General features: G+C 45.9%; 18 protein-coding genes and 1 other annotated feature. Of the genes, 1 reads left to right on the top strand and 17 read right to left on the bottom strand.

All coding sequences use genetic code 11. The features are described from left to right. Positions 1 to 50: 50 nt before the first annotated feature. From IGI69_RS02210 to IGI69_RS02155, 12 genes are all read right to left on the bottom strand, one after another. Positions 51 to 1874, bottom strand: coding sequence for an APC family permease (locus IGI69_RS02210; RefSeq protein WP_438739560.1), 1824 nt, complete (start codon positions 1872 to 1874; stop codon positions 51 to 53). A gap of 217 nt (positions 1875 to 2091) precedes the next feature. Then, complete coding sequence (locus IGI69_RS02205) at positions 2092 to 4794, bottom strand: YhgE/Pip family protein (RefSeq protein WP_438739558.1); 2703 nt, start codon at positions 4792 to 4794, stop codon at positions 2092 to 2094. A gap of 287 nt (positions 4795 to 5081) precedes the next feature. After that, positions 5082 to 5756, bottom strand: coding sequence for an HAD family hydrolase (locus tag IGI69_RS02200; RefSeq protein ID WP_438739556.1), 675 nt, complete (start codon positions 5754 to 5756; stop codon positions 5082 to 5084). A gap of 46 nt (positions 5757 to 5802) precedes the next feature. Next, positions 5803 to 6603, bottom strand: a complete 801-nt coding sequence (proC, locus tag IGI69_RS02195) for a pyrroline-5-carboxylate reductase (protein ID WP_438739554.1) — start codon at positions 6601 to 6603, stop codon at positions 5803 to 5805. 61 nt (positions 6604 to 6664) lie between these two features. After that, complete coding sequence (locus IGI69_RS02190) at positions 6665 to 7366, bottom strand: GntR family transcriptional regulator (RefSeq protein WP_005232219.1); 702 nt, start codon at positions 7364 to 7366, stop codon at positions 6665 to 6667. A gap of 41 nt (positions 7367 to 7407) precedes the next feature. Next, complete coding sequence (locus IGI69_RS02185; RefSeq protein WP_005231469.1) at positions 7408 to 9846, bottom strand: FtsK/SpoIIIE family DNA translocase; 2439 nt, start codon at positions 9844 to 9846, stop codon at positions 7408 to 7410. A gap of 130 nt (positions 9847 to 9976) precedes the next feature. Further along, entirely contained in the window at positions 9977 to 10414 is a 438-nt protein-coding gene (locus IGI69_RS02180) for a PIN domain-containing protein (RefSeq protein ID WP_086294490.1), read from the bottom strand. A gap of 7 nt (positions 10415 to 10421) precedes the next feature. After that, positions 10422 to 10739, bottom strand: a complete 318-nt coding sequence (locus IGI69_RS02175) for an AbrB/MazE/SpoVT family DNA-binding domain-containing protein (protein ID WP_231435526.1) — start codon at positions 10737 to 10739, stop codon at positions 10422 to 10424. Between the two features lie 176 nt (positions 10740 to 10915). Continuing rightward, on the bottom strand, positions 10916 to 11719 hold the full coding sequence (locus tag IGI69_RS02170) for a transporter substrate-binding domain-containing protein (RefSeq protein WP_438739551.1): 804 nt from the start codon (positions 11717 to 11719) through the stop codon (positions 10916 to 10918). Positions 11720 to 11732: 13 nt separating this feature from the next. Beyond that, positions 11733 to 12365: an amino acid ABC transporter ATP-binding protein gene (locus tag IGI69_RS02165; RefSeq protein ID WP_005227272.1), complete on the bottom strand. Its 633-nt coding sequence runs from the start codon at positions 12363 to 12365 to the stop codon at positions 11733 to 11735. A 12-nt stretch (positions 12366 to 12377) separates the two neighbouring features. Continuing rightward, positions 12378 to 13022, bottom strand: a complete 645-nt coding sequence (locus IGI69_RS02160; RefSeq protein ID WP_010748717.1) for an amino acid ABC transporter permease — start codon at positions 13020 to 13022, stop codon at positions 12378 to 12380. A gap of 310 nt (positions 13023 to 13332) precedes the next feature. Continuing rightward, positions 13333 to 13567, bottom strand: a binding site (T-box leader). A gap of 126 nt (positions 13568 to 13693) precedes the next feature. Then, a complete protein-coding gene (locus tag IGI69_RS02155) occupies positions 13694 to 14848 on the bottom strand; it encodes a cobalamin-independent methionine synthase II family protein (protein WP_438739548.1) in 1155 nt (384 codons plus the stop codon). Between the two features lie 126 nt (positions 14849 to 14974). On the opposite strand from IGI69_RS02155, the gene IGI69_RS02150 reads away from it, so the two are divergent. Further along, a complete protein-coding gene (locus IGI69_RS02150) occupies positions 14975 to 15895 on the top strand; it encodes a LysR family transcriptional regulator (protein WP_005227268.1) in 921 nt (306 codons plus the stop codon). A 128-nt stretch (positions 15896 to 16023) separates the two neighbouring features. Here the strand turns inward: IGI69_RS02150 and IGI69_RS02145 are convergent, their stop codons facing one another. The 5 genes from IGI69_RS02145 to IGI69_RS02125 all read right to left on the bottom strand — a co-directional run bounded on the left by IGI69_RS02145 (position 16024) and on the right by IGI69_RS02125 (position 23453). Beyond that, positions 16024 to 18390, bottom strand: a complete 2367-nt coding sequence (locus IGI69_RS02145) for a phosphoketolase family protein (RefSeq protein ID WP_005227267.1) — start codon at positions 18388 to 18390, stop codon at positions 16024 to 16026. Between the two features lie 197 nt (positions 18391 to 18587). After that, entirely contained in the window at positions 18588 to 20012 is a 1425-nt protein-coding gene (gene araA, locus IGI69_RS02140; protein WP_005227266.1) for an L-arabinose isomerase, read from the bottom strand. A gap of 19 nt (positions 20013 to 20031) precedes the next feature. Continuing rightward, positions 20032 to 20727, bottom strand: a complete 696-nt coding sequence (locus IGI69_RS02135) for an L-ribulose-5-phosphate 4-epimerase (RefSeq protein ID WP_373192449.1) — start codon at positions 20725 to 20727, stop codon at positions 20032 to 20034. Between the two features lie 19 nt (positions 20728 to 20746). Next, the gene (locus IGI69_RS02130; RefSeq protein ID WP_081116183.1) at positions 20747 to 22342 is read right to left on the bottom strand and encodes a xylulokinase; all 1596 of its coding nucleotides are present in this window, start codon (positions 22340 to 22342) and stop codon (positions 20747 to 20749) included. Positions 22343 to 22346: 4 nt separating this feature from the next. Beyond that, positions 22347 to 23453 carry a GntR family transcriptional regulator gene (locus tag IGI69_RS02125; protein ID WP_016609602.1) on the bottom strand — a complete coding sequence of 369 codons (1107 nt, stop codon included), beginning with the start codon at positions 23451 to 23453 and terminating at the stop codon, positions 22347 to 22349. Between the last annotated feature and the right edge of the window lie 19 nt (positions 23454 to 23472).

The raw sequence follows: 23472 nt of genomic DNA, 5'->3' as shown, positions 1-23472 counted from the left end.
CTGATCCAAACATTTCTTTTGGGAATCAGGTCGCTAAACTAGCGTTTTTGTTATTTCTTCAAATGGTAACTGTACGTACTTACAATGATGTTCTCACGCCAAGAGAGTCTGAAACGCAAGCGCAGGCTTGTTTGGTTGTGCAAAATATTTTGCCAGCGACGTCTTGGGACAAACTGTGGAATGATGACGGTCGTTGTGTAATTGTGTTTGGCTGCATTGCGGCTGACTAGATCCACATAACGCAAGATGGGATTTTCAATCGAACGATACGAAGAATGAACGACGGAGAAACGCACGTCTGGGAATTTTTGCTTAAATTCTTGTTCGATCTCTTTTTCTTTCTTCACATCTTCATCCAACGAGACGTGCATCGCCACGACATAATCACCAATCGATTGGGCATAGTTCAATGCGCCGATATTTACTCGGGTAACATTTCCGACGAGAACGATCACGGTATTTCCTTCATAGACATGCAGTGCTTCTTGTTTTTCCAATCGCAGCTGTTCTGCGACTTTTTTATAATGATCATGGATCTTGTAAAAGATATACAAGAGGATCGGCATGATAATGAAAAATGGCCAAATATCGCCTAAGCGATACATGAACAAGATGGCAATGATCGCAAAAGAAATCAAAGCCCCAATGATGTTGGCGATCGATTTAAAGAACCAGCCTTTGCCTTCTTTTTTCCATTTGACGACCATTCCGCTTTGGGATAGTGCAAAAGGAATGAATACCCCGATGGAATACAACGGAATCAAACGCTCGGTCGATCCTTGGAAGATAAACAATAGGACGATGGAACCAGCAGCTAAGGTGATGATCCCGTTTGAGTAGCCGAGACGATCCCCACGGTCTTGATACATGTGTGGCATATATTTGTCTTTGGCTAAGTTATACGCCAACACGGGGAAGGCGGAAAATCCAGTATTTGCGGCAACTGCTAAAATCAGCGCTGTGGCAAATTGCAAAACGTAGTACATAAACCCATGACCAAAAACAGCAGAGCCGATTTGAGATAGGACGGTCACTTCTGCTTCTGGTACGATACCGTACCAATAGTTGATAAAAGTGATACCGACGAAGAAGAACCCTAAGATCGCAGCCATGATCGTCAAGGTCGCAGCTGCATTTTTCGCCCGTGGTTTTTTGAAAAATGGCACCGCGTTACTGATCGCTTCGACCCCCGTCAAAGAAGAGGAACCTGATGAGAAAGCCCGTAAGATCAAGGCTACGGATACCCCAGGCACCACAGCTCCCGGCAGTGCGGTTGCATTCAACGGTTGCGCACCAGTTACGATGTTGTACAAGCCGACCACGATCAAGACTGTGATCACTGCGATAAAGGTGTAGACAGGAATCATCAAGAAGCTAGCTGATTCTCGCAGCCCTCGCAGATTCATCATCATGATCAAGAGTACGATCACGACAGAAATGGCCACTTGATGGCCGAACAACGCTGGCACAGCAGAAGTGATGGCTTCTGCCCCTGCTGAGACGGATACTGCTACTGTCAGCATATAATCGATCAACAGTGAGCCGCCGGCAATCAGGCCCGCATTTTTCCCTAAATTTTCACTACTTACTACATACGCCCCACCACCGTGAGGGTATGCATGAATGATCTGACGGTAAGACAAGGTCAATGAAATCAAAAGAATAATAACAAAAGCAGCGATCGGTAATGAATACCAGATAGCAGCAGCGGAAAGTGCCACTAATACGACAACGATCTGCTCTGTCCCATAAGCAATCGAAGACAAAGCATCAGAAGATAGCAACGCAAGGGCCGCCGTCCGGCTCAGTTTTTGTTCATCATTCTCTGCGGATTTCAATGGACGTCCGACCAACAAACGTTTCAAATACTCCACTTTTTCTACACTCCTTTTCATGAAAAAATCCTTCGTTAAACTTGTAACGATATCCTCACAAATATTGAATTATCAAGACTGTATGCTACTCTTGTAACCGCGAAAAGTCAATGAAAATCAGATGAAAAAACGACCCTTTTTCCCTCTTTTGATTATTAGAAATTTCACGTGATGGCACAAAAGCAGAAAGAACAAATGCTCTTTCTGCTTTTCGATGTTAGTGGAAGAAATGACTTTCTTTGGAAATGTCGCTTAATTTCTTCGTAGAGTTGACTAGATAAGGATACGCGTAGGTACCGACGATCCCAAAGACCAGGAACAAAATCGTTAAAATAACCAATTGTGGCACGGCATTTGGCCAATAGATCCCGCCAGCTGATTCTCTTAACAGATTGACTGCATGGGTAAATGGCAGCAGCGGATTAATGAATTGGAAGAACTTCCCAGAAACTTGGATCGGGTAGTTTCCTCCCCCACCTGAGATGGAGAGAACCAAAATGATGATGGCGATCCCTTTCCCGAGGTTGCCGAACAGTCCCGCCAGTACGTAGACGATCATCATAAAGGCGAGTCCGACGAGTAATGCGAAGAAGACACTGTACACAGGGTTGTGGACATCGACGCCTAATAAAAACATATTTCCTAGGGTCACGATCAAACTTTGGGCGACTGCCATCGTCAAGAACGTCAGCATCCGTGCCACAAAGGTTTCACGTTGTGTAAAGCGTTTTTTGTCTTTCTTCTCTAAATGATACTCCGTTGTAGCGACACTTGACAACAATAATGCCCCTACCCACAAACACAATGCGGTATAAAATGGTGTGCTAGCTGAACCATTGTTGGCGATTGGGTAGATTTCATTGCTTTTTAATTCCACTGGTTGTTTGAAGAAGTCGGCTTCATCCGTGGCATCAAGTTTCAATAATTTGATGACCTCCCCAAGATCGACTTCATTTTCTCCTACTCGGATCGCATCAGCGGCTTTGTGGATGCCTGCTTTGATACTTGGCCAATCGTTATTGATTAAATCAACAGCCGCATCCAAGGCTTTTTCAACTTCTGGCAGTTTTTCATCCACCATCGCCATCGTAGAACTGATTTCTGATTTGATGGTTGGCCAATCGTTTTGCAAGAAGTCTACGGCCAACCCTAATTTTTCTTCGACAACTGGCAATTCGTTGTTGTACAGGTCGGCTCCTTTGTTGATGGCATTGACGATTTCATCCATGTGACCATTCAGCATCGTATTGGCATCGTGCAATTCTTGCTTGATGGCAGGCAATTCTTTTTGGTATTTTTCCAAAATCGTCACGGCATTGCTGACCACTGATTTGGTGGAAGACAGCAACGAGTCAAAATCGATCTCTTGGGCTTTTTTCAAGACATCTTCGGCGGTGGTGATGGTTTCGATTAGTTTGGTTAGAATATCGTTGATGGTGGTGGTGATTGAATCAACATTGATGCTGTTCATGAGATTGGCAACATTTTGAGCAGCTGCGGTAACTTCACTAAGATATTGCTTAGCTGCCTTAACATCACCGCTTTGCACAGCGCTTCTAACCTTAGTTAACAATCCAGATACATTCGTCAAGCGCCCTTTTACGTCAGTTAACTGACCGATAACGCCTTGAATTTGGGCATTTTCAGCTGAGCCTTCAATATTTCCTAAAAATGCAATTAAGGCATCTAGCATACTTTGTTGTTGCTGAATACTTTGCTGCAACCCATCAATCGTTTGTAAAATTGATTCTCGATCTTGGTCCAACTGATCTTGATCGATTGAATCATTCAGTGCTTGCGACCACTTTGCTGTGGTGGTTGCCACTTGACTGATCGACTCAATCGTTACCTTCACACTGCTAGAAATACTTGGCAGGGCATCTTGTAACTGTTGCGCCCCATCTTTGGTCGCGGTGGCGAAGCTGGCGGCTTGGTCGCCTAGTTGTTCGATCTGTGGTAACGCGGCTTGCACTTGTTCAATGACTTGCAGTCCTTGCTTGGCGGTGTCGATGCCATCCGTCATAGTGCTGGCAATGTCATCGAAATCATCGTCGATCATCTTCAATTGTTTACCAGCATTTTGGATCTCTGGGATCTTTTCTTGCAAGGTCAAAATGATGCTGGCTTCTTTCTTCAATGCAGGCAGCTTATCGTTTAAACCGATCAGTTTTTCCCCCATGGCATCCACTTGTGGGATATAATCGGTGAATTCTTCGGCTTTTGCGATCTTTTCTTTGATTTCTGGAAACTTATCGTGCAAGGTGACGATCTCTTTCGTATAGCCATCGATCGTAGCCAAATTGTCATCGGTGTCTAAGATCATCGATTTGACTTTGTTGATGCTAACTAAGTTGGAATCAATGTCATAGCCGATTTCATTGAAGACTTTTATCAACGTGGAGCTGGCGGTTTCAATAAAGTTTTGTGAGATCTCTTCTTGAAGGCTGCTGGCTCCTTTATCGGTGATTTTTGGTGCGATGGCGTTGATTTTTTGGTTGCTATAATACTCGATGGTCGGTTTTTCGATTTTTCCACTGGTAAAGCTGATCAGATCATCTGAAAAATCCGCTGGTAGGTAAATACCCGCGTAATATTTTCCTGACTTGACCCCTTCTACTAAGTCCTCTTTTGAATCCAAGAAGCGCCAGCCCAACTGCTTGTTTTTATGGAGGGTGTCGATGACTTCATCACCGATATCGATGTGCTTGTCTTGAAATTCTGCCCCTTTATCCGCACTGTAAACGGCGATCGGCAATTCACTGGTGTTGCCGTATGGGTCCCAGAGGGCTTTGATATTGAACCACGCATAAAGCGAGGGTAAAATCATTAAGGCAATGATCAAAAATGCAGAGATTGGATTGCTGAAAATTCGTTTCCAGTCCAGTTTATATAAATAGAAAACATTCTTTAGTTTATTCATTTTTTCTTCCCCCACTAGTTCTTCGTCGAAGGATAATTTACCATGTTTTTCCCCTGCCGCCAACGGCTAGGATCGACCAAGAAAAGTCCTTTTGACAAATGGACGTTTTTGTCAAAATGAAACCCCTTTACTTTTTGTTTTTTTTCGCTTATTGTTAAACTTTCTTTAACTTTACCATGATGGCGAAAAACACACCACTCATATCCTTTGATCTGTTTTTTTACAGGTCTTTCCTATACAAAAAAAGTTTCCTTTTTCTGCAACGAAAAAGGAAGCTTTTTTAAGTATTATTTCAGTTGATCCTGTGCCAATAACTCATACACATACTTCAATGAGGTAGCTTCGCCATATAACTGAAGATCTGCTTTTTCCTCTGGGGAATAGACTTGATCAAAGCTTTGATCGGGAATCAGCACGACATCGATGCCCGCACGCGTCGCGGCTGTTGCTCCCACAAGAGAATCTTCCATGACTAAAGCTTTTTCCGCTGCGACTTGCGCTTTTTCTAAAGTCAGCAAGTAAGGTGCTGGATCAGGCTTATGGGCGGAGACGTCATCGCCAAAGGTCTGATAGTCAAAGGCCTGCAACAAATCGAAATGCGCCAACAATTCAGAGGCTCTTTTTTTCATCGTCGAGGTGGCTAATGCCGTTTGGAAGCCTTTCTCACGAGCCAAGGCGATGGTTTCTTTCGCATAGGGTTTGGTTTTGAAGGTGCCATCGGTTATTTGCTGGGCAATATAGACTTCCCGTTCTGCTCGTAATTCCTGCACCCGCTGCTGACCGCCTACGAGGTCGGCTAATTTAGTGGCAGTCTGTTGCCAACTTTGACCACGCCAACCAAAAATATCAGCGGCTGTAATCGGAAGCTCATACTTTTTAAATAGCGCCAACCACCCATCAAAATAGACTTTTTCAGTATCGACTAACAATCCATCAAAATCAAAAATCAAAAGTTCTTTCATAAACGCTCCTTCGTTTTGCTAAGATTTTTTCCTCACTCACTGGGGATCAAGACATCTCCCGACTTTTGTCAGCAGCTGCTTGCACTGCTTTGATGACAGCCGCCCGAAAGCCATTTTCCTCTAAGGTTTTGACTGCTTGGATCGTTGTGCCCCCTGGCGAGCTGACACGATCCTTTAAGACGCCTGGGTGTTCCTTCGTCTCTAGTACCATCTTCGCTGCGCCTAATACCGCTTGAGCAGCAAATTCATACGCCATCGGACGCGGCATTCCTTCTGCCACTGCTCCATCTGCCAAAGCTTCGATGAACAAATACGTGTAGGCTGGTGAAGAACCGCTGACACCAATGACTGCATCGATCATGCTTTCTGGTACTTGCTCGGCTTTGCCCAGGCTTTCAAAAAGCTGTTTGACTTCGTTGGCTTCGGCTTCCGTCACTTGACCGTTGGGACTGATAGAAGACATCCCTTCCCCCACCAGTGCAGGGGTATTTGGCATGACCCGCACGATTTTGTGCGCACCGATGATTTCTTCCATTTGCGCGATCGTCACACCCGCGGCAATAGACACTAGTAAATGCTCCTTGGTCAAGCCGTCTTTTAAATCAGCAAGCAAGCGGGGAAAGACAAAAGGTTTGACTGCTAAGACAAGGATCTCTGCTTTTTCGGCGACATCTGCCAGCTTAGTTGTCCCAGTGATCCCGGTTTCTTTTTCTAATTGTGCCAAAGTCGGCTCGTAGCGATGGTTATAAACCAAGATCTCTGCTGCTTCATACAGGTTTGCTGCAATCAAGCCGTTGATGATGGCTTTTGCCATGTTACCGGCTCCTAAAAAGGCGATTTTTCTCATAGTTTTCACGCTCCACTTCTGATTTTGGTACCACTTTTTGCTAAAAAAGCCTAATCAATGACTAGGCTTCAAACTCGATCATATACGGATGCAAGGCGGTGTTATAGATCCCTTCTGTATATTCTACCACTTCTCCTTGTAGATCATACGAATAACGGGTTCGTTTCAAGGCAGCGACCTCTGGCGTGATCATAAACTTCTGTTGCTCTTCGGTCAAGGTCGTTGCCACGAACGCATCTTGAAAGCGATCGATGATCATTCGATGTTCATCCAATAGGCGATACAATGATTTTTCTTCAAAGACCTCGATGGAGGTACCCTTTAGCTGCTTTGGCAAATGGTACTCATAGTAAATAAAGGGTTGGTGGTCAAAATAATACATACGACGTAAACGCATGACTTCTTTGCCCATCAAAGAATACGCGGGGTGCTCAGGCGCAAGTTCGACTAATTCATAGCTGAGGTTTTTCTTCGTGTATTCCTTGCCAGTCTTTTCAAGCAATTGGCTAAACGTCGTGCCTTTTGACAGCTTGTTATAAGGGCGATTGCTTAAAACCGTCGTCCCACGTCCGCTGCGTTTTTCCACATACTCATCTGCCGCTAACAATTCGATGGCTTTGCGGACAGTGATCTTGCTGACATTGAAGGTGGCTTCCAATTCTGTTTCCGTCGGTAAAAATGAACCAATCGGGTAGCGACCCGACATGATGTCTTCTTTGAGCTTATCGGCAACATCACGGTAAAGAATGTGTTTGCGTTTCATTGCTATCTCGCCTTTCTCTCATTGGATTGGTCTTGTTCTCCCTATTCATCAAAGGTAGGAATGTCTTCTGGTTGCGGCTCGATCAAGACTTTCCGCGGCTTGCTGCCTTCAGAAGGGCCAACAACACCTTGATCTTCTAATTCATCCACTAACCGAGCCGCTCGGTTATAGCCGATGCGAAAACGTCGCTGCAAGAGAGAAACGCTGGCGGTCTGCATTTCCACCACAAGGGCTTTGGCATCTTCGAATAGCTCATCTTGCGGTTGTCCGCTGCTGCCGGTACTCGTTTCTTCCTCAGTGACCATCATTTTTTCTTCATAATTGGCTTCTTGCTGATCGGTCACGAATTCAACCACTCGTTCGACTTCTTGGTCGGAGATAAAGGCCCCTTGGACCCGAATCGGTTTGTTCTCACCCATCGGCAGATACAGCATGTCGCCGCGTCCCAGCAGTTTTTCGGCTCCGTTCCCATCAATGATGGTCCGCGAATCGACACCGCTGGAAACCGCAAAGGCCATCCGTGATGGAACATTGGCTTTGATGATCCCTGTAATGACATCCACACTTGGTCGTTGCGTTGCCAGGATCATATGGATACCTGCTGCCCGTGCCATTTGCGCCAAACGAATGATGGCATCTTCGACTTCGTTGCTGGCAACCATCATCAAGTCGGCTAACTCATCGACGATCACTACAATGAATGGCAAGATCGGACGATTTTCGCCGTCTTCTAAATTCTTATTGATCACTAAATCGTTGTAGCCAGTAATGTTTCGGACCCCAGTTGCCGCAAATTTTTCGTAGCGCTCTTCCATTTCCTTGACAACTTTTTGCAACGCTTGCGCCGCTTTGCGGGGATTGGTCACGACAGGTGTCAAGAGATGGGGAATCCCATTATAAACATTTAATTCAACCATTTTCGGGTCGATCATCATCAGTTTGACTTCATGGGGTTTTGCCCGCATCAAAATACTGGTGATGATGCCGTTGATGGCTACGGACTTCCCGCTCCCGGTCGATCCGGCAATCAAGAGATGGGGCATTTTCGTTAAGTCTGCCGTTTGGACACGGCCAGAAATATCGCGTCCTAAAGGTACTTCTAATAGTTTATCTGGATGATCCGGTTGGGCTTCGATCACTTCTCGGAATGAAACCATGCTAACTGCACTGTTCGGAACTTCGATCCCAATCAATGATTTCCCTGGGATCGGCGCTTCCATCCGCACATCTTTGGCAGCTAAGGCCAAGGCGATATCGTCGGTCAACCCGACGATTTTGCTGACTTTGACCCCTACTGCTGGTTGAACTTCGAATTTGGTTACTGCTGGTCCTAAGCTGGCTTTGACGACTTTTGCGTCAACACCGAAGCTTTGGAAGGTGGTTTCTAACACACCGATATTTTGTTCGATCTTTTTGTACTCACTGCTTTGATCCGTTGAAGGGATCGAATCGAGTAATTGCGCTGAAGGCAATTCATAATCACGATTTTCAGCTTCTTCGGAAATCTCAAATTCCAACACTTCACCATCATCATCAAGGATCTCTCCGTCTTCATTGACCTTTTTGCTTGGTCCCGGTTTGTTTCCTGCTGGATGTGGTGCTTGAGCGGCCTCTGGTCCCGCCGCTTGCGGCAATTCCTGGAAGTGGTCGATGGGTACAAAGCTCAGCTGCTCTGGTTCAAAATCAGCTGGCGCTTGCATCTGTTGTTCTTTTGCTGATTTTTCGTCTTCTGTCATTGGTCGGACTTGATTCTTTTCTTTGATCTCCGCCATGACTGCTGCTCGTTCGGCTTCTTTTTTGGCTTCTTTCGCAGCTTGTTTCTCTGCTGCTCGTTCCGCTTTGCGGGCTTCTCGTTCGGCTTGCTTTTCTGGAGAGCCTTCTAACAACCGCTGCAGCTTGTCACCAGCTGCTTGCAGGTGCTCGACTAACTCGTGGCTGCTCATTTGGCTGAACAAGAACGCCCCAATCATCATGAGTAAAACAGCGATGATGTAGCTGCCGATCTGGGAAACAAGAAAATAGGTCGCCCCATAGAGCATGGCGCCAATCATTCCGCCCCCGACATTTTGGGTCACTTGGCTGCGCCGAATATCGCCTAACAGCGTCATCCACGTCGTTTGGAAGATATTGGCTTGTTCTCCCACCACATTACTAAAGATTTGCGCATGGAGGATGATCAGTAAACCAAAATACACCAATACACAGCCAATCACTCGCCGAATACTCTTAAAGCGAGCATCGGTCGTTTTGATCGCTAACCAGACACCATAAGCGGCTAGGGCAACACTCAAAAATTGGTACGTGTTTCCGCCAACGATCCGAAACCCGTTGGCAATCAAGGTTCCTAAAAAACCTAAATGGAAAAAGCCAAATATCGAAAACAAGACAAAGAGCAGGCCGACGCCGACCAGCATTAATTTCTCTTGCTGTTTTTGTTGTTTTTTTGTTTTGCGTTTCTTTGCGCGTTTTTTTTGCGCCATTTCTATCCCTCTTTTCATCTTTCCCTATTATAACGAAAAAAGAAGGCGAACAAAAGTTTTCCTGTGAGAAATTTTGGTTAGCTGTTGGAATTTAAGGAAAAAAGAGGATGTCTGCCAGATATAGCAGTGATCATCCTCTTTCTAGCTGGTCAACAAATTCAGCGACTGTATAGACAATCAGTCCCGATGATTCAAAATCAGCTGTATTGGTCGTTACTAGACTGTCGATTTGATTTCGCTTCGCACAAGCTGCTAAAACAGCATCCTCAAAATCTGTCATTGTTGAATCAAGCGCCTGAAGGCAATCTGCTTCCGTAACGGTTAAGACGGTATGCACTTGGATCAGTTTTTTGACTTCCCTCCGAGCATCGACTCCTGCTGCTCCATCGAGAATATAGAAAAGATCCGTTAAGGTACTTGCCGTAATCACGCCCTCGCAAAGTCCATAAATGGAACTGTTGTATATCTGTTTGATGGCTTCTTGATGGCTTTTAGACCCTCTTCCTAATAAATAGTCAAGGATCACATTGGTGTCAATCACGACTCGTTTGGCTTTGTATTTGGTCATGCTTATTTTATTCTCCCAGATATTTTTTCCTACGCCGTTCGTTTCTTACTTTTTTGATGTCCACAACGTCAGGTGTTTCAAATGAATCTGCTAAAATGCCTTGCAAAGAATCGACTAAACGAAGTTTCTCCTCTGGGGACAACGCTCCTACTGACTGCTTTTCTGTAATAACTAACTGTTTTTTGCCATTGACTTCTTCTGCCAGTTCCATTTCTAGTTCAGAACCTACCTGGAGATCCAATTTCCGAATCATTCTCTTAGACAAACGAACCCCCTGTCCGTTGCCCCACTTAATCAAATGAGCGGTCTCTTTATAATGTTCCACTCGGCTCCCCCCTCTTTATCGGATTTTCCTTACTACCTATCATTATAACATGAGCACGTATATGTATACACAAGTATATACTTCAATCGTTCCTTCTTTCCTTAAATACGCAAAAGAAATGAATGTATAAAAAAACACCAGCTGCTAAGCAGCCAGTGTATCTTGTTGACTTGTTTTTAGTTTGGTGTGACGTCTTCGCCAAACCACTTTTCAGAGATTTCAGCAAAGGTGCCATTGTCTTGCAATTCTTTCAAGCCATCATTGATTTTATCTGCCATGGCTTGATCGTCTTTACGCACACCTACAGCAAAATCTTCTGCTTCAAAGGGGCTTTCGATTTCGTTGAAGTCATCGGTTTTGCCTGTTTGAGTCAAATAATATTCTGCGTAGACGCGGTCGATCAAAAGACCGTCGATCCGACCGTTTTCTAGATCGATAAAGGCTTCATTAAAGCTGGCATACAAGGTTGCGTCATTGCCGTCTACGAGATCCTTCAAAACTTTCGGTTGGTTGTTGAAGGTCTCATAACCAGAAGAACCTTCTTGGGCGCCTAAGACTTTGCCCGCCATATCATCAAAGCTAGTAATGCCGCTGGCTTTTGCTGTGACCAAGACTTGTTTGTTTTCCATATAAGTATCTGTAAACAATACTTTTTCTTCACGAGCTGCGGTTTTGGTATACCCGTTCCAGATCATATCGATGGTGCCATTGCTTAGTTCGGTTTCTTTCATGGACCAATCGATTGGTTGAAATTTGACTTTGGTTCCTGTTAGATCCAAAATCGCTGTGGCTAAATCCACATCAAACCCAACGATGTTGCCTTGGTCGTCTTTAAAGCCCATCGGTACGAAGGTATCGTCTAGGCCGACGATCACTTCTTCTTTGTCAGCGGCACTTGTTGTGGTGTCATTGCTGCTGCCGCACGCCCCTAATAAAAATACACTTGCTACTGCGATTCCCGTTAATAGTAATTTTTTCATTTTGTTCTCCCCCTTATTCTCCTGCTACTTTTAATAATTGATCGCCGATATTTTCGGCAAAAACCAAATCATGGGTCACCACGATCTGGGTCACTCCTTCTTTTTTCAGATCCAAGATCAGCTGTTCGACTTGCTGTCTCAAGCCTGGATCTAAGGCGCTGGTAGGCTCGTCATAGGCCAACACTTTGGGATTCATCGCCATCGCTCGTGCGATAGCCACCCGTTGCCGCTGCCCCCCGGACAATTGGAAGGGATATTGGGCTAGTAGGTCACTTAACCCTAGTTTTTCTGCCAACTGTTCGGCTTTTGCTGTATACGCGGCCTTGTCTTGTTTTAGCACCATTTTTGGCGCCAAAGTGATGTTTTCAAAAACTGACAAGTGCGGAAACAATTGGAAGTCTTGGAAGACGACACCGACGACTTGTTCTTGTTCTTTTGTGTCGGTGGGATCAAAGGCTTTGCCATCCAGTAAAAAGCTTCCAGAATCGATCGTTTCTAACCCTGCTAGTGTCCGAAGCAAGGTGGTTTTCCCGCCACCGGAAGGACCGACCACTGCTAAGATACTGCCGTCTTCGATCGTCAAGTCTAGCTGATCGATGACTTTTTTGGCGCCAAATGATTTTGATACTTGTTTTAGTTCTAACATATGTGGTTCCTCCTAACGGTAATAGTCCAGTTTGGTCTCGATTTGTTTTAACAATAACGTAAAGACGCCTGTCATCACCAAGTAGATCAAGCCGACCCCAACTAACGGAAGCAAGGTACTGTCTCGCTCCATGGCGATTTTCCCGATTCGCATCACGTCTGACAATCCTAAGATGTAGACGAGGGATGTGTCTTTGACAAGATTGATGACTTCATTGCCGACAGATGGCAGGGTGATCTTGACGACTTGTGGGATGATAATTTTTTGGATCGTTTGGATCGGGGACAAACGCAAGACTTTCGCGGCTTCGTATTGTCCAGCTGGAATCGATTGGATCCCTCCACGGAAAATCTCAGCAAAATAAGCAGCGTAATTGATAATAAAGGCGATCAAGGCTGCCTCAAAGCGGTCAAAGACGATCCCTAAGATCGGCAGACCGTAGAATACGAAGATCAACTGCAGCAATAAAGGCGTTCCTCGCATCAACCAAACGTAGACTTGCACGATCAATTTCAAAATACGCAGGCGACTGGCTAAAACAAAGGCCAACAAGATGCCTAAGGGAATGGACCCGATTAAGGTCAGTGCGAACAATTTAACGGTGATTCCAGTTCCTGAAATCAGTTGGGGCATAACATTGACTAAATACTCAAACATGGTGACTTCCTCCTTGATAGGTTTCAATTTCGATTAGCAGCGATACAGCTTAGCGACGGTTTGCTCCGACGCTTATGTGACGCTGGGCGTTGGCTGGTGAGGGGCAACTGGCAAGTTTCATTTTTCTAAAAAAGAAAAACAAAAAAAGCGCACACTGGCATTTGCCAGAGGACGCTTGATACGTGGTTCCACCTCAATTTGCCTTTCCTTCACAGGAAAAGGCCTCGTGCAGTCCTTGTGATCCTTCCACTTTCTGTTTTCGGTGAGATGCAAAAAAAAGAGAAAAAAAAACGTCCCCTAGCCATTACAGCTAAAGGACGTTATCAACGCGGTTCCACCTTTGTTTATCAGTGCTTCACAGCAACTGAACTCAGAAAGTCATCAATCAATGACTGCTGCTGTAACGGGCAAACCCGGTCTCTCCTACTTTTCTTTCGGAAAAACGACTCCAAGATGTGTTTCACAACCATGCGTTATCTCTTTGCACCAACCAGAGACTCTCTTCAAACAGCAAGCCTTGCTACTCTTCTTTTCGATGTCTGTTTCATTAAGTTGTGTCTTACTTTACTCGCTCTTAAAGAAAATGTCAAACATTTTTTCTGAAATTTTCGAAACTTTGTCGCATGCACCGATTTCGAGGGGAAGATTCAGGGAAAAGAAGACGCAGCTGCTTAACCGAAGTACGCTTCAGCTAAGGCTTGTCCTTGCTTGATTTTTGCCCATTGCTGTTCAGTCGAAAGCTCATTGCCGCAGTCACAAGAGGCAAAGCCGCATTGATGAGAAAGATAAAGCCGCTCCTTAGGAATGATTTGGCTGGCTTTGTCTAATAAAGCGATCACTCGCTCTTCATCGTCTAATGTGGCGGTTTTGCTGGATAATAAGCCTAAGACAACCTCCACTTCTGGACGATCTTTCAGCACTTCTAAAGCCGAGATATCACCAGCACGGTCATCGTCCCACTCTAGGAAAAAGCGGTCATAATGCTGATCACGCAAGAATTTTTCGGCGATCGCTTTGTAGGTACCGCTGGCGGCCGCGCGGCTTTGGTAATTGCCGCGGCAGTTGTGGGTCCAGACTTTTAATCCTAATTCGTGGGCGTAGTCAGCGACTTCGTTGTTGATCGCCACGAATTCATCGGCTAACGCTTCTAAGCCGTCATTGCCTTGGGTAAAGAAGCTCTTGTCATTGTCTTCGGCAAATAATTCCCATAAACAATCATCGAACTGAACGATCTCACCACCGGCTTCTCGGTATTCCTGCAAGAATTCTTTGTAGGCGTTAAGCAGCCCTTCCCGCAAGGCTTCTTTCGTTGGATACACCTGACCTTCACCAACGAGGTCGTTAAAGACAGTCAGCTCGGTAAAGGCGTGGGCAGCCCCCCAGACGGTGATTTTGACTGGCAGGTCGCCAGCTTGGCGTTTGGTTTCTTTAAACAATGTCAAGTAATGATGGTTTTTGCCAGATAATGGTTCTGTGATTCGGATGCCGATGTCTTTACGCGTTTCAAAATGTCCACCGTCCAAATCTTCAAAGGCATACCCATGATCGGAAATATAGCGCTCAACGCCTTTTAATCCCCAGAGAAAATCCAGGTGCCACATTGAGCGGCCGTGTTCGCCGTCTGTGATGACTGTGATGCCGTGTTCTTTTTGCGCTGCAATGATTTCAGCGATCGCTTTTGCTTCCGTTTCTTGGTAGCCAGGAAACGCATCATAAAACGGGTAGCGGATGTCCTCCCGATGCTCGATTTGATTTTTGTAGTCCAATAAATCTTGTGGTCGTAACAATGACCCCACAAGCTGAAATTTGTCTGTTGCCATATCCATTCCTCCTATACAAAGTTTTCAAAATTGTTAGATTTATTCTAGCAAACATCTTATACTATAGATAATACTTATAAACTTATATATTCCATAGGCAATACCTATAACATAAAAAGGAGGTTGCATCCCATGCGTATCCAGCAGCTTGAATATTTGGAAAAAATCGTAGAAACTGGCTCTTTCAATGAAGCCGCTAAACAGCTTTTCATCAGTCAGCCCTCCCTCTCTCAAGCCATGAAAGAGTTGGAAAAAGAGTATGATCTGCAGCTGTTTTACCGCAGTAAATTAGGGGTGACCTTGACCGATGATGGCCGTTCCTTTCTCAACTATGCTCGAAATGTTTTAGACCAAGTCAATCTCTTGGACGAACGCTTTCGCAAAGACAGCCATCGCAAGCATGTTTTCAGTGTTTCCGCACAACACTATGCCTTCGTCGTCCACGCCTTCGTGGAGCTGGTCAAACAGTTAGGGGAAGATGAATTTCAATTCACCTTGCGAGAGACCCAAACACAAAATGTACTGGATGATATCCAGACGTTTAAGAGCGAATTGGGGGTCATTTATCTGAATGATTTCAACACGACAGTCTTGACCCGTTTGATCCACGAAAAAGACCTGCAATTCATTCCTTTATTTGAAGCCAAACCCCACGTCTTCATCGGCCGAGAAAATCCCCTGACTCAGAAAAAAAGCATCACATTAGCTGATTTGGAACCATATACCTATTTGTCGTACGAACAAGGGGAAACCAATTCCTTCTACTTTTCTGAAGAGATCTTAAGCACTTTACAGCGCAAAAAACACATCCGCATCAGCGATCGTGCCACGATCTTCAATTTGATGGTGGGTCTCAACGGCTATACCATCAGCTCTGGGATCATCAGCAGTGAGCTGAATGATGAAAAAATCGTTGCGATCCCTTTGGAGGTCGATGATGCGATGACACTAGGTTACCTAAAACACAAGAAAATGGAACTGAGTGAGATGGCTTTGGACTATCTCGCCTTGTTGAAGCAGCATATCAAAAACTACGGTTTCGACGTCTTTTAAAAAAAACGATCCGCAGACAGTCGGTCGGGCTACCTTAGTAAGGTGTCCCAACCCTGTTGCGGATCGTTTTGTTTCTTTTGTGCTTTTTTGTTCTTAAACTGTCTTACGTTGGCGTTGTGGAGAATAAATCAACGCAATGGTTTCCATTCCCACTCTTCGACTTCGGCGATATCATAGCCGTTTTCTCGAATAAAGTCATGGTGATACGCAACGGTGTCTGCCATTTTTTGGGCAAAGTCCGTTGCTTTTTCTCCATAGACCCATTCGGCGGCGTCTTTGGCTAAGTGGAAGCGATCCAATTCAGAAAGGATCCGCATATCAAACGGTGTCGTGATGTCGCCATTTTCTCGGTACCCATGAATATGAAGCTGTTGGTTGCGACGGCCAAAGAAGATATCGCGAATCAGTCCTTCATACCCGTGGAAAGCAAACACGATCGGTTTGTCTTTCGTAAAGTAGGCTTCGAATGCTTCATCGCTTAACCCACGAGGATCGACTTCTGGACGACGCAATTTCAATAGATCGACCACATTGATGAAGCGGACTTTCAACTCTGGGAAGGCTTCAATCAGCAACGAAACAGCAGCTAAAGCTTCCAAATTCGGTTCCGTCCCAGCAGCTGCGATCACAATATCGGGTTCTTGTCCTTCATCTGTCGATGCCCAGTCGATGACTTTCAAGCCATCTTTGACAAGCACTTTCGCTTCATCCGCCGAATAAAACTGCGGACGTGGGTGTTTTGAAGAGACCACTAGATTGATCTTTTCTTCAGAAGCGAGCGTTTCTGCCATGACAGCCATCAAGCTATTGGCATCGGCTGGCAAGTAGACCCGCACAAAGTCGGCTTTTTTCTCTGCAATATGGGTCATGATCCCTGGATCTTGGTGGGTGTACCCATTATGGTCTTGTTGGAAGACCGTTGATGAAGCAATCAAATTCAATGAGGGGTACGGGTTGCGCCAGTCAAGATCATGGGCTTTTCGTAACCATTTGAAGTGTTGCGTGATCATAGAATCAACGACTCTTAAGAATGACTCGTAGCTGGCAAAGAAGCCATGACGACCCGTCAGCACATAGCCTTCCAAGAAGCCTTCTGCTTGATGTTCTGATAATTGTGAATCAATCACACGGCCCACTGAAGACAGCCATTCATCATAATCAGGATGTTTTGGCTCCAACCATTGGCGGTCCGTGACTTCAAACACATGGTTCAACCGATTGGATTTGGCTTCATCTGGGCCAAAGATGCGGAAGTTGTCGGGATTTTCTTTGATGATGTCACGGGCAAATTTCCCAAAGACCATCATGTCTTGGGCAGTCGTTTCCCCTGGTGTCTCAATCGCAATGGCATGTGCTTGCCAATCTGGCAAGCGTAGCGGTTGCGGATCGATCCCCCCATTGGTGATTGGGTTGACCGCCATCCGCTGCTCTCCTTTTGGTGCCAATTCTTGAATCTCAGCTTTGATGCGGCCGTTTTCGTCAAAAAGCTCTTCTGGACGATATGACTGCAGCCAATCCGTCAAAGCATCCACGTGTTCCATATGTTTCGCATTGACAGGGATCGGTACTTGGTGGGCACGGAAGCCCCCTTCAATCGGCTCGCCATCCCAGACTTTCGGTCCAGTCCACCCTTTCGGTGTGCGAACGATCAAAACAGGCCAATGAGGCATAGCGGCTTCTTCCGCAGAACCTTTGCGGGCTTCTGCTTGGATCGCGTGGATCTGTTCAATGGCTTGATCCATTTTCTGTGCCAATTGCGGATGAACGGCTTCTGGATCGTCCCCTTCTACGAAATAAGGGGTCCAACCCATGCCTTCAAAATATTTCGTGAGATCTTGGTCACTTTTACGAGCCAAGATCGTTGGATTGGCAATTTTGGCGCCATTTAAATGCAAGATAGGCAAAATTGCGCCATCATTGACTGGATTGATAAAGGTATTTGAAAACCAGCTGCCCGCTAATGGTCCAGTTTCGGCTTCGCCATCACCGACCACTACTGCTGCAATGACATCGGGATTGTCTAAAATAGCTCCGGTAGCGTGGGCGATGGAATAGCCTAGCTCGCCGCCTTCATGGATCGAACCTGGCGTTTCAGGTGCCGCATGAGAAGCGATCCCACCTGGGAAAGAGAAGGTTTTGAATAGATGTTTCATCCCTGCTTCGTCTTGGGTGGCTTTTGGATAGATCTCGCTGTAGCTGCCGTCTAAATAAGCATTCGCAACCATGACTTGTCCGCCATGGCCTGGTCCTTCGATATAAAACATGTTTAAGTCGTACTTATTGATGACGCGATTGAGATGGGTGTAAATAAAATTTTGCCCTGCGATCGTTCCCCAGTGACCAATCGGATTCACTTTCAAATCTTTTTCTTCGATGGGGCGGCGCAATAAGGGATTGTCTTTCAAATAAATCTGACCAACGGAAAGGTAGTTGGCTGCTCGCCACCAAGCGTTCATTTTCTGATAATACTCTGGTGTATCGTAGGTTGTCTTCATTGTGCTCCTCCTTTTAGTCCATTGTTCCACTCTTACATAAAAGTCTATGCCCCCTATATTTAAAAGTCAATTTTGCTGATTGCTGGTGCTTTCAGGGGTCTGCTTATCCGCACTTTGCAGCTAGAAGGCAAGAAAGCTTAAGAAAAACGCAAAGAAACCGCCGACCATCGCCAACGGTTTCTTTTGTGATTGGGTACTTATTTGATCGTTACGTATTCTAATCCCACAAGCTTCGCCCATGTTTCGATCTGATCAGAATTTAGGACAAGTGAGACAACGGTGTGATGGCCACCGCCTGTTTCGATCCACTGTTTGACGCCATCGTGGAAATTTGGTTTTGGTGTCCACATTACTCGTGCAACCGGTAGTTTTGGTGCTTCTTCAGTTGGCTCAAAGGCATCGACTTCATTGATCAATAATTTGTAGTGGGTGCCAAAGTCGGCCATCGAAACCACGACACCTTCGCCGCCTTGGCCGTCAAAGACGAGTCGGGCTGGGTCTTCACGATCCCCCATCGACAATGGCGAAACCACGATTTTTGGTTTGTTGGCTGCTAATACTGGATCGACTTCCATCATGTGGGATTGCAAGATGGCTTCTTTTCCTGGTGTCAGCTCATAGGTATAGTCTTCCATAAAGCCAGTCGCTTTATTGTGGGCCATGATTTTCATCAAGCGGTCAATAGCGGCGGTTTTCCAGTCCCCTTCACCAGCAAACCCATAGCCTTCTGCCATCAAACGTTGTACAGCTAAACCAGGCAACTGCTGCATACCATATAGGTCTTCAAAGTTCGTGGTAAATGCCGTATAGCCGCCTGCTTCAAGGAAGCGGCGCAGACCGATTTCTTGTTTGGCTTGGGCTTTGACATGACGTGCCCATTCTTCTTTGTCGTAATCGCCATAATCGAAATCATACAGCTGGCTGTATTCTTCAAAGAGTGCATCGACTTCTTCGTCAGTCACCGCATCGACGACTTGAACCAAATCGCCGATCCCAAAATAATCAACGGTCCAGCCAAATTGGATCTGTGCTTCGACTTTATCGCCTTCGGTCACCCCAACGTTACGCATGTTGTCGCCAAAACGAGCGACTTTGATTTGGAAGCTTTCATTGTAGCCGACTGCCACGTCCATCCAAGCAGCGATTTCTTTTTGGATGGCTTCATTTTTCCAATAGCCGACAACGATTTTGTTTTGCTTTTTCAAACGGGCATTGATAAATCCATATTCTCGGTCACCATGAGCCGCTTGGTTCAAGTTCATAAAGTCCATATCGATGGTTTCCCATGGAATTTGTTCATTGTATTGAGTGGCAAGGTGCAGCAATGGTTTTTGTAATAATTTCGTGCCGCGAATCCACATTTTTGCTGGTGAGAAGGTATGCATCCAGGTGATCACCCCAGCGACTTCATCCCGATAGTTGACTTCTTTCATGATTTTCGTAATCGTATCGGCAGTAACAGCGAGTTCTTGTAAAACGACTGGATAAGGCAGCTTTGAGCTGTCATTTAAGCTTTTGACCATTTCTTCTGCATGGTCCCGTACTTCTTGTAATGCTTCTTCTCCGTATAAGTGCTGTGATCCTACGACGAACCAAAATTCTTTTTTCCCGATTTCTAACATTCTACTTGCTCCTTTTTCGTTATTTTTGCCCGTAATAGGCATTTTCTCCATGTTTGCGTAAATAATGCTTGTCTAAGACCCGCTGCGGCAATTCGGGTGCGTAACTGTTCAGCTGGCGCGTGATAAAATTCATCTTAGCAACTTCTTCTAAGACCACTGCGTTCATCACCGCCGCATCCGCCGTTTTGCCCCAGGTAAACGGTCCATGACCGTGAAGCAAGACACCAGGAATTTCTTCTGGCGTGATGCCGCGTTCCTTAAAGGTTTCGACGATCACCTGTCCTGTTTGTGCTTCATAGCCTTCATCGATCTCGGTTTGCGTCAAAAAGCGGGCACAGGGGACTGCTCCATAAAACGTATCGGCATGGGTCGTGCCCATCGCTGGCAAATCGATTCCTGCCTGAGCCCAGCTCGTCGCCCAAGTAGAATGGGTATGGACGATCCCACCAATTTCTGGAAATGCTTTGTATAAAACGGCATGCGTTGGCGTATCGGAGGAAGGATTTTTCGCTCCTTCCACTACGTTGCCCTCAAAATCACAAACCACCATATCACTGGCTTGCATGGTTTCATAGTCAACACCGCTTGGTTTGATGACAAACAACTGCTGTTGGCGATCCACTGCTGACACATTGCCCCAAGTGTATTTGATCAATCCTTGCTTAGGCAATGCCAAATTGGCCTGAAAGACTTCTTCTTTTAATCCTTCTAACACAAAATTCCCTTCTTTCTTTTTAAATCAACGCATCGATTGCCGCTTGCTCGATCGGCAACCCTGCTTGGTAACGTTGGGTAAAGACGGTGAACCCCTGAATGTCGGCTTCCGTTGGGGCTAACGTCACGCCGTGGTCATTTTTAAACACTTGATCTGCTAAGAATGCGGCCAAGGATTGTTCTGGCGTATGACGGCGAAGGTACGCTGCTAAAAGGGCGATCCCCCAGGCGCCGCCTTCACCAGCTGTCTCCATGACCGTGACTGGGGCTTCCATGACAGCTGCCAAGACACGCTGGGCAACTTCTGGTGTTTTGAAGATCCCACCGTGACCAACGATTCGATCAATAGCGACGTCTTCGGCTTCCAGAATCTTCATCCCGATCTTCATCGCACCAAAGGCACTAAACAGATGTAAGCGCATGAAATTTGCTAAAGTAAAAGAACTCTCTGGCGATCGGACGAAAAGTGGCCGTCCTTCAGGGATCTTAGTGATATTTTCACCAGAATAATAGCCATAAGAAAGCATCCCGCCACAGTCTGAATCCCCTTTCAATGCTTCGTTGAATAAGGTCGCAAACAATTCTTCCGTTGAAAGTTTCATTCCAGCTGCGTCGGCAAATTCGCGGAAAAGTTTGACCCAGGCATTGATCTCCGAGGTACAGTTATTCGTATGGACCATCCCCACCAAATCACCAGAAGGCGTCGTGACCAAATCGATCTCTGGATACACTTTAGTTAAGGGTTCTTCTAAGACGATCATGGCAAAAGCAGACGTCCCGGCTGAAACATTCCCGCTTCGCTGTGCCACACTATTCGTGGCAACCATGCCAGTGCCCGCATCGCCTTCTGGCGGGCATAACGGGATGCCAGCTTGCAAAGTACCAGTTGGGTCGAGTTTTTTTGCCCCTTCTGCCGTCAATGTGCCGGCTGGTTCGCCTGCTGTCAACACTTGCGGCAAAAGGTCTTTGATCTGCCAAGGATAGCCTTGACTGCTGATTTGTGCATCAAATTGCTGCAGCATATTCGCATCATAGTTTTTTGTCGTACTGTCGATTGGGAACATCCCTGATGCATCGCCGATTCCGATAACTTTTTCCCCTGTCAGCTGCCAATGGACGTAGCCGGCTAAGGTAGTGAAAAAAGCAACCTCTGGGACGTGGGCTTCTTGATTCAAAATCGCTTGATACAAATGCGCGATACTCCAACGCTGCGGGATGTTGTATTGGAACAATGCCGTCAAGGCTTTTTCTGCTTCTTCCGTGATCGCATTGCGCCATGTCCGAAAAGGTACCAACAGCGTGCCTTGCTGATCAAAAGCCATATAGCCGTGCATCATTGCAGAAAAACCGATACTGCCGATCGTCGTCAAAGGTACCTCGAATTGCTGTTGGATGTTGTGCGCCAACTCTTGGTAGCTGGCTTGCAGTCCTTGCCAAATCGCCTCTAGTGAGTAGGTCCAAATTCCTTGCTCCAATTGATTTTCCCATTCAAAGCTACCCGAAGCGATCGTCTGAAACTGCTCATCGATCAAGACAGCTTTGATCCGTGTCGAGCCTAGCTCGATCCCAAGAGACGTGCGCCCGTCAATAATTGCTTGCCTTACTTGTTGCGTCATCTTCTTATTCTCCTTTTTGGTTATTGACTGAACCGCGAACGATCAGCTCCGGTTCAAAATAAAAGCGTTGCGCTTCTGTTGCCTTACCTGTAGTGATCCATTGTGCCGCCAATTCCCCCATCGCTTCTTTCGGGTGAGTCAGTGTGGTGATCGTCGGTGTGGACAAGGTGCTAAGAGGCGAGTCATCGTTACCCACGATCGAAAAATCAGTAGGAACGTTCTTCCCAGCAGCCGTCAATGCTTGAATCAAGCGATGCGCGATCTCATCGTTGTAACAAACGATGCCTGTGACTTGATTATCGGCAGCCGTCAAGCGCTGGATCGCTTGTTCAATAACGGCTTCTTTCGTCTCCGTCGTATACGTCAAGACGTCTTCTGCTGCAAACGTCCGCTTGGCTTGGGTCAATGCTTTGACAAACCCTTTCATCCGATATTTCCCTTGTAAGTCATCGATTTTCGTGATCATCATCAACTGCTGATGCTGTTGTTCTAATAAATAATTGGTTGCTAAAAACCCAGAACGTGTATCGTTGACACAAATATGCGGCAAGTCTAGTTCTTCGTAATAGGCATTGATCATGACGAGAGGAATCCCAGCTTCTTGGAGGGCGACATAATAGGCAAGATTCGGGTTGTACTGGCTGCTCTTCGTTGGCTCAACGATCAACCCGTCTACCCCTTGATCCATCATTTGCTGCAAGCACGCTCTTTCTTGCTCATGGTCATTGTTGGTTGATCCTAGAAGCAGTGAATAGCCTTGCTCCCGCAATGTCTGCTCCACGCCGCGCATGATCGAAGGGAAAATATAATCAGACAAATAGGTCATGATGATCCCAATCGTTTTGCGGTTTTTATGATTGACAGTCTCAGGTTTTGAAACGTAGGTGCCTGAGCCCCGTTCTTTTCTTAAATAGCCTTCATTGACCAAAACAGCGATCGCTTGGCGCACCGTGTGACGGCTATAATGAAATTCTTCCTGTAAGGTTGCTTCTGAAGGGATCGCATCGCCTTCTTGATAGGTGCCTAAGCGGATCTTTTCTCTTAAGATATCCGCAAGTTGTTCGTACTTATTCGCCATTTTAATCCCATCTTTCAAAAGTTGTCCGTACATCTAAGATACCAAGAAACCG

The sequence above is a fragment of the Enterococcus sp. DIV1083b genome (assembly GCF_051713705.1).
In the GTDB taxonomy this organism is placed as follows: Bacteria; Bacillota; Bacilli; order Lactobacillales; family Enterococcaceae; genus Enterococcus_D; species Enterococcus_D casseliflavus.
This window is presented reverse-complemented; position numbering and strand designations above follow the sequence as displayed.